At 61.0% G+C, this 12,182-nt stretch carries 5 protein-coding genes and 1 pseudogene; all 6 read left to right on the top strand.

Annotated features, from left to right (window positions below; genetic code table 11):
- Positions 1–564: FecR family protein (locus OUZ52_RS20525; RefSeq protein WP_266160419.1), on the top strand; the 564-nt coding region annotated here is incomplete at its 5' end.
- Between the two features lie 79 nt (positions 565–643).
- Positions 644–1,450, top strand: a pseudogene (locus tag OUZ52_RS20520) (TonB-dependent receptor plug domain-containing protein); the annotation flags it as partial.
- A complete protein-coding gene (locus OUZ52_RS20515) occupies positions 1,451–3,532 on the top strand; it encodes a TonB-dependent receptor plug domain-containing protein (protein ID WP_323135381.1) in 2,082 nt (693 codons plus the stop codon).
- Positions 3,533–3,790: 258 nt separating this feature from the next.
- Positions 3,791–6,865 carry an autotransporter domain-containing protein gene (locus OUZ52_RS20510; RefSeq protein ID WP_266160418.1) on the top strand — a complete coding sequence of 1,025 codons (3,075 nt, stop codon included), beginning with the start codon at positions 3,791–3,793 and terminating at the stop codon, positions 6,863–6,865.
- 189 nt (positions 6,866–7,054) lie between these two features.
- Complete coding sequence (locus OUZ52_RS20505) at positions 7,055–9,127, top strand: S8 family peptidase (protein ID WP_266160417.1); 2,073 nt, start codon at positions 7,055–7,057, stop codon at positions 9,125–9,127.
- A gap of 948 nt (positions 9,128–10,075) precedes the next feature.
- On the top strand, positions 10,076–12,182 hold a 2,107-nt coding region (locus OUZ52_RS20500), incomplete at its 3' end, for a DUF6531 domain-containing protein (protein ID WP_323135380.1).

Here is a 12,182-nt window from a genome sequence, read left to right as displayed (position 1 = left end):
CATTTCGACGACCAGCTGCGCCTGGTGGTGCTCGATCAAGGCCGCGCTGAATTCGCCGTGGCACATATGCGCAAGCCATTCGAAGTGCGCGCGGGTGCCAACACCATTCGCGATATCGGCACCACCTTCCAGGTCAGCAAAGACGACGACGCGGTTACCGTCGGCTTGCTCGATGGCGTAGTCGCGGTCACCCATGGCGATGGCGATGAGGCCAAGACCCGCACGCTCGCGCCGGACCAGCAAATCCGCATCGCCAACGATAACGGCCATGCCGATATCCAACCGCTGGACACGCAGGCGGCGCGCGCCTGGGCCAACGGCGAGCTGGTCTTCCATCAACACCGGCTCGACGCCTTGCTGACCGAAATGAACCGCTATTCGCAGACCAAGCTGCGCCTGGGCGACATTCGCCTGGCCTCGCTCAAGGTCAGCGGCAGCTTTCATGCCGGCGACCAAGAAGCCCTGGTCAAGGCGCTGGAGGCCGGCTGGTCGCTACACGCCGAAGTCAGCGCCGAGCACGAACTCACGCTGTACCCCATCTCCACCAGGCAACACATGCATTAAAGGATTACGCCACTGAGAGCCGTATCTAACCACTCGCCACCCAAACACTCATTGTCACAACGACGGCTCGTCTAGCCGTATGAGTGTTGGGGGGCAGCACATCATCAAGCACACACGCTTTCTCGTCGCACTGCTTGTGATCGGATGGCTGCTGTCTACGCACGTCTGCGCGACTGCCCCGGAAGTACATAGCTACAGCATCGCGGCGGGTTCGCTGGACGACACCCTGCATGCGTTCGCCAGCCAGAGCGGCACCCAGCTGCTCTATGCGCCCGCGCTGACCTCCCATCGGCGCAGCCCGGGTTTGTCCGGTCGTTTCGACGCTGATCGCGCCCTGGAACATCTTCTGCAGGGCAGCGGCCTGTACGCGATCGCCGTAACCGGCAATACCTACGTACTGAAGGCAAGCATAGCCACCCCCGCGCCGTCCTCGGCGATACCGCCGATCGAGCGCCCGCGGACAACGACCAAGTTGATGCCGGTGGATGTCACCGGTACGCACATCCGCCGCACCAGCCTGGAAACGGCCTCGCCGCTCACCGTGATCAATCGTGAGCAGATCGAGCACAGCGGCTATCAAACCTTGTACGACCTGCTGCGCGCACAACCCGGTATCCGCGTCAGCAACGCACCGGTGGCGATGACCGACGGCGCGGTCTATCAGAACAACGGCCTGTCCGGCGCCACCGGCGCGGCCTCGGTGGATCTGCGTGGGCTCGGCTCGGCCGCCACCTTGTTTCTGATCGACGGTCAGCGCATGGCCAGCTAGAGCCTGGCGCAGGACGACTCGACCACACTCAACGATCTCAACAGCATCCCGCTGGCCTTGATCGAACGGGTAGAAATTCTGCGCGATGGCGCCTCGGCCATTTATGGTTCCGACGCGATGGCCGGGGTGATCAATGTGATCCTGCGTAAAAATGCATCCGGTCTCGGCCTGACCGGAAGCTACGGCGTATCGGCGCGCGGCGATGCCGAGCAGCGCCGCTTTACCGCCAGCATGGGCGGCCAAATCAGTCACGGTGGCCGCGCGCTGTTGAGCGTGGACTATCTCCAGCGCGAACCATTGCTGGGTTCTGCCCGCTCCTGGAATGCACCGAACCAGCCACACCAGGACGCCACCAACGGCAGCAGCACACCCAGCGGCGCCTCGTTCTATCTGACCGGCGATTCAGTGCACCACAGCGCCGCCGATTGCACCGAGAAAAATCGCGATGCCAATGGCACCTGCATTGACGATGCCGCCCGGCTGACCAACCTGCAAACCGCGTTTGTCAGCCGCTCGGTACTCGGTCATGTCGATCAGAATATCGGCTCGGTACAGGCCTATGCGGATCTGCGCTGGACACAAACCACGCAGCGCCAGCAAATGGCACCGGTGCAGGAAGACCTGATGCTGCCGGCCAACCACCCCGACAACAAGCTGCACCACGATCAAGCGATTTACGGCTACTCGGTGAATGACCTGGGGCCGGTACGCGACTTCACCCAAACCACCAATAGCTACATCTTGCTCGGCCTCAAGGGCGGCCTGAGCGAATGGGATTGGGACACGCATGTCAGCTATCAACGCAACAAAAGCGAGGACCGGCTCGACGGCTTGATCCGCACCAGTGCATTCGCACGTGCACTGTATTACGGCACTTATCGTTTCGACGGACACAATAGCGCCAACCTGCTGCATGCCATTTCGCCGACGCTGATCCGCCACGCAAGCTCATCGCAGACCAGTGCCAGCGTGCATCTCGCCGGACCGCTGGCGCAGTTGCCGCAAGGTGCGCTGTCGATGGCCGTCGGCGTCGAGGCCTATCGCGATCGGCTCGCCGACCTGCCCGATCCGTTGCTGCTGAGCAACCAGGTGTTTCAGTTCCAAAGCCCGTCCGCCCGCCACGAGGACCGCTGGAGTTCGGCCGCCTATATGGAATTGAGCGCGCCGCTGACCCGGCGCCTGGAAGCGGACCTGGCCTGGCGTATGGATCGTAATCAAGGTTATGGCCGGGCGATCTCGCCGAAATTCGGCCTGAAGTGGAATCTGTCCGACAGCTTCAGCTTGCGCGGCACCTGGGCCAAGGGTTATCGCGCGCCCACCTTGCTGCAGCTAAGCCGCCCGGCGACCCTGGCGGCGACCGGCTTTCTGCTGCAAGTGCCGAACCAGCTGTTGCCTTGCGTCACCTCGGCGCCGGCCACCGACACCACCTCGTTCTGCGAGGTGCGGCTCAACTCGGTCAACAATGCGCAGCTGCGGCCTGAGACCTCGCACAGCTATACGCTGGGCATGGTCTGGGCACCCACCAATGACATCGGCGTGGCGTTGGACTACTACCGCATTCGCCGCAATAACGAGATCACCCAGCTGCCGGTCACTTATGCGGTGCAGAACCCGGACAGCTATCCACAATTGTTCCAGCGCAACGCACGCGGCGAGCTGTATGCCTTCAATCAGCAACTGGTCAATCTGGGGCATACCGATGCGCGCACCCTCGATCTGGATGTGCGCTACGGCTTTGACACGACGCGCTACGGTCATTACGCATTGAATCTCGGCGTCAACTATCTGATGCGCCTGAATCGCGAAGTGGTCGCCGATACCCCCTTGCTGCACTACGCCGGCTATGCCTCGCAGCCACGCTGGAGCGCACTGGCCGGATTGGAGTGGAGCTTTCACGACTGGATCACCACCGCCAACCTGCGCTACACCGGCCACTACCGTTACGAACCCTACGCGGACAGCTACGAAAGCTGCCCCGACTATCTGGTGCAGCTGGGCAAGTGCAATACGCCGGCCTTTGTTCTGCTCGACCTCAATCTTGCCTACCGCGGCATCCCGCATTGGATGCTGGCGTTCAATGTGCACAACGCACTTAATCACGCGCCGGTGTATTACGGCACCCCGGGCACGGCCTATAACCCCTTGTTCGACGACGTGCTCGGCCGCTACTACCTCTTCAGCTTCACCTACCGACCGTAAGTCTTTGCGCCGCGTCGAGCGGCCCGGCCGCCCCCTTGCCGGCCCATCGCAATCGCCTGCGCCCGGGTAGGGTGACTCGCAGCGTTTTACGTTTACCATATTGGGGAGGGAAGGCACTTGTTCGTGTCACTCGCCAGGACGCACCCATGACTGATGACGACTCACGTCTCTATCCAGGCATTCGCGTTGGCGACGAACCGACGCGGTGCTCACGTCTTTGCTGGGACCTAAGACACTTAAATGGATGGGGATCGATTGATGAAGTTGAAGCTTATCGCCGCACTGACTGCGGTGGCACTGGGAACGTGGCTGAGCGCCGGCTCGGCGGAAGCAATGAATATCCACGTCAACGGCAACCAGGTGTTCCTGTCTGGCGACGTGCAGTATTCCGATTTATACGTGCTTGCCGATGTCATTGACCGCCTGCGCAGCCAGGGCAAAACCATCGACACCCTGGTCATGCGCAACTCCAATGGCGGCGCGGTGTATGCGGGTTATGACATTGGCGATTTCGCGCGACGCAACAACCTCAATACCGTCGTCTCCGGTTATTGCATCTCGGCCTGCTCGATGATGTTCGTCGGCGGCGCTACGCGCGCCTTCGCCAATCAGGATCAGCCGCTGTGGAACCAATACATCGGCATCCATGGCCAGACCGGCGGCGACGGCGGGTATCTGGACTCCAGCCGCAATACGTCGTTCTATCAATACTTCCTGCAGGCGGTCGCCGGCGGCAACCCCGCCGGTACCGACACGAAATTGATCGACGATGCCTTCAGCGACCACGGCAACTCGTTCGCACGCCTGTTCGACCCCGCGGCCAAGCAGAACCCGTCGGTATTCTGGTGCCACCCCAACTGCAGCGACCCCAAGCAGTACAAGGCCTATCCCAACGACGACGTCTACAACCTGGGCTTTATCACTCAGCACACGCCGACCAACACGACCGATACGTTGACTGTCAGCGCGAATGTTTCCGGCAATATCAATCCCAATTACTACAACGCTTACGACCCCGCGTCCAAGCCGTACCTCAACGACGCGATGGCCAGCTTTTCCGAAGCGTGGGATTTTCTTGCCGCGCATTTGTCGCCGCAGTCGGTACCGGTACTGACCAACCAGGCCTTCATGGATGACGTCGAGGTGCAGTTGTACAACCGCCTGTCGCCGGCAGACCGCAAACGCCTGCTGACGCAATACACCACCCAGTACTACCTGCAGACGGAAACCCTGCAACAGTTCCAGCAAAACCTGACCAATCCGAACTCGAACGAAAGCCAGTCGTTGGCGCAGATCAACAATTTTAGCGCGCTGCCGTTTACAGACCCTAATGTGCTGTCGGTGAACGATGCCTACGGCATTATCAAGGTCAACAACGGGGCCACCTGGACGATGGGTCAAGGCGTCCACGGCGCCGCCGACGCACTGATCCTGGACGGCGGCAATCTGCGCCTGAATGGCGGCACGCTCAATATCACCGACAACTATCTGTATAACGGCGGCCGGCTCGAAGGCGCGGGTGCCATCGGCGCGACCACCCAATACAGCACGGTGTATGTCAGCGACGGTGCGCGCATTCATCCCACCGGCCAAGGCCTCGATGTGATCGGCCAGTTGCAGATGAATGCCGGCTCCACGCTGTCACTCGATGTCACGCCAAACATGGGCAGCCAACCCGCGCCGCTGCGCTTCAATCTCTTCGTCGATACCAGCGGAGTACCAGCCCAGGCGTTCACAGGCTGGTTGAACATCAAGGACACGACCGCCCAGCTGGCCCTGCATATCGCGCCGGGTTACTACCAGCCGGGCCAGGTCTTCAATCTGGTCGGTTACAGCACCGATCTTTCCGCGCAATTGGCCAAGGCTGCCGCGCTGGGAGTCGATCCGGCCGCGGTCAATCTGGGCATCATCGGCGGCCATCCTTTCTACAACCTGGTACGCGCCGATAGCCAGGGCCAGCCGATAGCCGGCTATCGCGTCGACCCGACGGCCACCGATGCCCGTGCGGCCGCGTTCCATCCCGTCGACGGTTCGCTGATCAGCTATCAGCTGGTGCAGAAATACACCGGCATCTGGCTGCAGACCAATGATCCGTTTGCCGACCCCAGCCTATGCGGACCGAACGACTGCGTGATCGGTCATCTGCTCAGTACCGCGGCGCAAACGCCGGGGAACTATGGCTTGCAGCCACTGCTGGGCGCGCTGGAGTTCGCCAGCACCACACAAGCCGCTCGCACCGCCGGACAATTGCGCGGCGATGCCTACGGCAGCTTGCGTACCGCCTCGCTAAGCCTGTTGAACGATTTCAGCGGCATCCTCAGCCAGCATCTGCGCGCCACCGATCCGGACTCCGATCAGATCTCCTACATGGCGTTCGCTGCCGGCGCGTCGGGCATGGGCCTGGACAATCCGCGTCATGCCGGCGATCTGTCGGCCATGATGAACTATCTCGTTGCCAACGATGACACCGACGGAGGTGCCCAACACCAGGATGGTCCCGCCGTATGGGGGCGCATTTTCGGCAATCGCGGCCATCTCGACACCAGCAACGGCGTGACCGGCATGTCGCAGCACAGCGTCGGCGTGATGCTCGGCCTGGATAAGCAGGTAGGCAGCAGCATGGTCATTGGTGGCTCGCTTGGCTACGGCAAGTTGCGCGCCGACGGCGAAGGCAGCGGCTTCCGTGGCCGCGTGCACGCACTCGATGCGCGCTTCTACGCCGACTACCGCTACGACCGTGGCTATATCAATGCCGTGGCCGCCTACACCCATCTGCGCAATGCGACCAGCCGCTCGATCGACTTGCCCTTGTATGCCACCCAGGCCAGCGCCCGCTTTAACGGCAATGCGTTTTCACTGCATCTGGAACACGGCCTGACCTGGAGCGACCGCCGCGACATGGTGTGGCAGCCGATCTTGCCCAGCATCGATATCGTGCGCCTGCCCGGCTTCCAGTTCGCCGATCAGGGCGCCGGTGCCCTCGGGCTCAACGTTCATGCCAACAACGTTACCGACACCCGCATCGGCGTGGGCTTGCAAGTCTACAAAGCACTGGAGTTCAGCAATGGCGCCGAGCTGACACCGCACGCACGCTTGCTGCTGCAACATCGCTTCAATACGCGCGAGAACACCTTCATGGCCGATCTGCAGGGTTTCCCGCAGACCGCGTTCGAAGTGACCAGCCAACGTGAAGGGCTCAACCATGCGCTGGTCAATCTCGGCATGAGCGCGCACCACGGCGAGCGTCTGTCGTTCACCATGGACTACCTTGGCGATTTCGCCAAGCGCCATCGCGACCAAGGCATGATGCTTGGTGCGCGTTATCGCTTGTAATCACCAAGGCGACACCTACAACACGGCGGGCCGCTCGGCCCGCCGTCATCGTCGCTCGCGACGTATTAAAACCATAGACGTTTAAAAGGCTAAATAATCGCAAGAACTTGGTAGGGTCTTTCGTTGGCTTGGCGTTTCTATAGAGGCGTGAGGACATTTCGCCTTCGCCACCAAACTAAGGACTACACCATGCCGAAACTCAACCGAGTCGCGCTCGCGTTTTCTTTGTCCACACTTCTTGGAACCGCTGCCGCCACCGATTTGCAAACGCAAGCCGGGCAAAGCCAGCTCAGTGGCAACGGCGTCTCCAGCACGATTTCCGCCAAAGACCGCGCCAGCGGCAGCAATGCCAAGCTCGACAATGCCTTGTTGAACTTGAAGCATCAAACCGCCCCAGCGCTGGCCAGCCCCGCCGCCAGCAGCTCATCGCGCAGCACCCGCCACGTCGCGGCACCGGAAACCTATGTCACGGTGGATATCATCGCCAAAGGCGATCCGAAAGCCCTGAAGGCGGAGCTGGAGAAACTCGGCTTCCAGACCACCGCGGTTTTTCACAACGATATTGGCGGCCGCCTGCCCGTTTCGCAGATTGAAAATGCCGCCGCGCTATCCGGTGTAGTACGCATCAGCGTGCCTGAAAAACATACGCGCGCAGGCAACGTGCGCTCGCAGGGCGATTCGGCACAACGCAGCAAACTGTTGCGCGACACGTATACGATTCGCCCCGCCACCAAGGCCGAGCCCAAGCCGCCACATGTCGATGGCAGCGGCATCACCATCGGGGTGATTTCCGACAGCTTCAATTGTGCCGAGCAGCAGAACCAGGCAAATGTCGACAACCCCGCCTGGAACGTGCTCGTCACTCAAGCCGACGACGTCGCCAGCGACGACCTCCCCGCCGGTGTGAATATCGTCAACGAAGCCAGCGACTGCAGCATCGGCACCGATGAAGGACGTGCGATGGCGCAGATCATTCACGACGTCGCGCCGGGCGCCAGGATCGCGTTCTATTCGCCGGACACCATGGCCGATTTCGCCCAGGGCATTCAAACCCTGGCGCTGCCCACCGACAAGACCGATGCCAACGGCCGTCACGGCGCCGGCGCGCAGATCGTGGTGGACGACCTGGGTTTTTTCGCCGAGCCGCTGTATCAGGAAGGCATCATCGGCGAAGCCATCGATGAAGTAGCCGTCGCTCACGGCACCGCCTACTTCAGCGCCGCCGGCAATGCCGCCAACCATGGCCACGCCGCGTATGACAACAACGCGCCGGCGTTCGCGGCAGCCGCCGTCGCCCGCGCCAAGCAGGCCAAGGTCGCGCCGTTGAACCTGGGCGAGCGACTGATCAACTTCGACGCCAGCGGCAAGACCACGCTGAACAATCTGCCGATCACCATCGGCGCCGGCAGCGCCGATCAGCCGAATCAGGCGACCATTGCGGTGTTCTGGGATCAGCCGATGACCGGCGCCAACGCCAGCAGCTCGCTCGATCTCTGCCTCGGTAACGGCAAGGGTGACCCGCTCGGCAACAATCTTTGCTCCGGCCCGACCGTGGTCGGCCAACCGGCGCAGGCCATTCTGCAATTGACCAACAAGGGCGCGGCCATCCAGGGCAGCCTGCGGCTTGGCCTGGCCCGTGGCCTGGTGCCAGGCCGTGTGCACATTCTGGTGCTCGGCGGCGATGCCGCCATCAATCGCTACGGTACCGACACCGGTAGCATCTACGGCCATCCGTTGTCGCCCAGTGCCGCCGCCATCGGCGCCGCCGATTACTTCAAGACACCGTTCTGCAATGCCAAGCTGGCCACCGCAACCCTGGAAGTTTATTCCTCGGTCGGCGGCCTGCCGTTCCTGTTCAACGCCGACGGCACCGCCAAAGCCCAGGTCGTCACCCCGCAAAAACCTGAGTTCGTGGCACCGGATGGCGTCACCACCACCTTCTTCGGCATGGCCAGCCTGGATGCCGGTGCGGCCAATGCAGCCGTAGCCGATTGCCGTAGTTACCCCCATTACTTGAACGACCAGTTCTACGGCACTTCAGCCGCGGCACCGCACGCGGCCGCCGCTGCTGCACTGCTCTGGCAGGCAGCACCCACGGCCAAGGCAGCCGATCTATACAGCGCCATGAAAAGCTCGGCGCTGGATATGGAAACGGCCGGCTTCGACTACAAATCCGGCAGCGGCTTTCTACGCACCGACCAGGCGCTAGCAAGCTTGCAAGCGCAGTTGAAGAAAGCCAAAGCCAAACTCAAGAAGCCGTAAAACACACCTTTGCATCCACCGCGAGGTAGGTTGGGGTGAGCGCATGCGAACCCCAACGCTTCGCAACGACGCAACGAGATCGCCATAACCTCACCGCGATCCCGCATCAAGAAAGCATTGAGGTGCCATCGACGCAGGTGTTTGACGCGGGCGAGCTGACTCGCTTTTGCTTTTGCTCCTCCCTCTACTTGTAGGGGGAGGTTGGGAGGGGGTGCCATCTTGCCCCAGTGCTACTTGGTAGTGCTCCGTCGCGCTGATTTCATTTTCATGGATAGGCTTCCGCGACCTGGCTCGCCTGCGGCGGGCTTTCGAACCCCTGCCGGGGCCCGAGTCACTTTTCTTTGCGTGGCCAAAGAAAAGTAACCCAAAGAAAGGCCATCTCCGCTTGTCGCCCTTCGGGTACGTGAGGGTCGGCCGGGCTTTTCGACAGGGCTCCTGCCCTGGCGAAAAGGCATTGGCATCCATGCCAATGCCCCTGCGGGCCTGATCGTCCAACCCTCACCGACGCACAGGGGCCCCTGAGATCAAGGACCAGAGCGACGGCAAGAGCAACGACCGTGGTGGCGGCAAGAATGGTGTGAGGTGTTCGCGTTGATTCCCGATCTTGCCGTTATTGCCCCTCCCCCTATGTGTAGGGGGAGGTTGGGAGGGGGTAAGTTCTAGCCTCAGCACTAACTTCTTCCTGAGCACTACGCACAGCAGCGCATCCTCCAGCAATCGACTCGTCACATCGTCCATCGACTCATATTGAGTCGGCTCGACTCTGCCATTCCGAAAAGACTTGGCGTGCAGATCGCTATGTAAGATATTGCCGAGCTGCGCACGAAAACGCGTCACATGCTCTTGTTAGGGTGTGGCAACACTGAAGGGAATCGACAACCGCGCCATGGCGGCTCCTGATTCCTGCGAGCCCATTGACCGTTTGGAACTAGAGAGCAGGGAAAGCACATGCATTTCTTTCGTCGCATATGGCTGATATTCGTCATCAGCGTGCTGGCTGTTAATTTGGCGTGGGCTTCACTGCCGCCGCAACAGGGGTCGGCCGTCACCTCTGGGGCATCGAAAAAAGCATCGAACCTCCCGATCAGTGGTGCGTCAAAGCTGGTCACTTCCACTTTTTCCCAGTCGTCCGGTTACTACGCCGCACCTTACTACGATAGCTATCCGTCGATTTCATCGGCGGTTTCTGCATGGTGGACGACATGGCAGTCTCTTGCGTCACCGCCTTACAACACCGTTTGCACTTATACCTTGGCCCTTAACCCTCACGGGTGGATAGCTGCCGTAGCCACGATGAATTCCCCGTGCTCAGGGTCGCAGGCGTTCTATGCAACGTATTCCTCGTATCAACCAGGCAAAAACTTAGGGAAGCCTTGTAATTGCGCGGGTGATCCCATTGATGTGGGGACGGGCAATGAATATCGCGACGATTCGGATGCATCCCTTGGCGTGCTGAGTTTTAGTCGCTATTACAACAGCCATATCGCTACAGCGTCCTCTCATATAGGCGCACATTGGCGGCATAGTTTTGACCGCAAACTGGAGTATCTCAGCGATGGCACGACATCGATCGTGACCGCCTTTCGGCAGACTGGCTTAGAGGTCGCTTTTAACTTGCAATCCGGTCAGTGGGTTACTGATTCTGATGTAGCGGATCGCCTGACCAAGCAAACGGACGCATCGGGAAATCTCACAGGCTGGTTCTACTTCGATGCCTCCACGCGTGATCAGGAAAGCTACAACGCCCAGGGCAATCTACTATCCATCACGGATACCAATGGCCTGGTCACCACACTCACGTACAGCACAACCTCAACGCCGACTAGCGTCGCGCCCTTTGCGGGCCTCCTGCTGACGGTCACCGACCAGCGCGGACGTTCGCTCCATTTCACTTATAACGCACAAGCCAATATCGCCACCATCACGCAGCCCGATGGAGGCGTGCTTAGCTATGGCTATGACGCCAGTAGCAATCTCATCAAAGTCACCTACCCGGATGCTTCGTTCAAGCAATACGTTTACAACGAAAGCACACTGACTACCAACACCTCCTTGCCCCATGCGCTGACCGGCGAGATCGACGAAACCCAAACGCGTTTTGGCGACATCGGCTATGACACGACAGGCCGTGCCATCCTGTCCCGCCAGGCGGGCGGCGCCGATCTCACCCAGGTGGCCTACAACAATGACGGCAGCACCACGGTGACCTATCCCAGCGGTGTGCAGACGACCCTGGGTTTTGTGGTACCGAATGGTTTGGTGCGTGCCAATACGGTCAGCGTGCCCTGCGGCCCTGGTTGTGGCCAACCGAACAAATCGGCCACCTTTGACAGCAATGGTTATCCCGCCACTCACACCGACTTCAATAACGTCGTTACTGCGACAACCTACGACGCCAATGGTCTGCTCGACCAACAAGTCGATGCGCAAGGCACTGCCAATCAACGCACCACCACGACCCAGTGGGACACCGTCAACCGCGTCCCCCAACTACGCACCGTCGCCGATAACACCGGCGCGATCCAGGCCAAGACCACCTGGGTCTACAACAGCCGCGCGCAGGCCATTGCCCGCTGCGACATCGACCCCAGCGTATCCGCCGCCAGCAGCTACACCTGCGCCACCACTGGCACGCCACCCTCCGGCGTACGCCGCACCACCTCCACCTACTGCGACGCCGTCGACACCACCCAATGCCCGCTTATCGGCCTGCTGCTGAGCACCACTGGCCCACGCACCGACGTCACCGATCTCACGCAATACAGTTACTACCTCAGCACCGACGAATCCGCTTGCGGCACGCCGGGTGGCGCCTGCCATCGAGCCGGTGATCTGTATCAGGTCACCGATGCCTTGGGTCATGTGTCCACGGTAGTGGCCTACGACAAGAACGGCCGTGTCGTGCGTCAACGCGATGCCAACGGTGTCATCACCGACCTGACCTATCACCCGCGCGGCTGGTTGCTTACCCGCACCGTGCGTGCCAACGCCGATGGCTCGGCCTCGGCCGGCGATGCGTTGACCCAGATCGCCTACGACGCCACCGGCAATGTCA

Origin of the sequence: Dyella silvatica, assembly GCF_026283955.1 — a bacterium.
Classification (GTDB): Bacteria; Pseudomonadota; Gammaproteobacteria; order Xanthomonadales; family Rhodanobacteraceae; genus Dyella_C; species Dyella_C silvatica.
Note: the sequence above shows the minus strand (reverse complement) of the source record. Positions and strands in the feature narration are given on the sequence as shown.

Bases quoted from the DNA above. Each gene is read 5' to 3' on its own strand.
- OUZ52_RS20515 (WP_323135381.1), top strand. From the start codon at position 1,451: ATGGCCGGGGTGATCAATGTGATCCTGCGTAAAAATGCATCCGGTCTC.
- OUZ52_RS20510 (WP_266160418.1), top strand. From the start codon at position 3,791: ATGAAGTTGAAGCTTATCGCCGCACTGACTGCGGTGGCACTGGGAACG.
- OUZ52_RS20505 (WP_266160417.1), top strand. From the start codon at position 7,055: ATGCCGAAACTCAACCGAGTCGCGCTCGCGTTTTCTTTGTCCACACTT.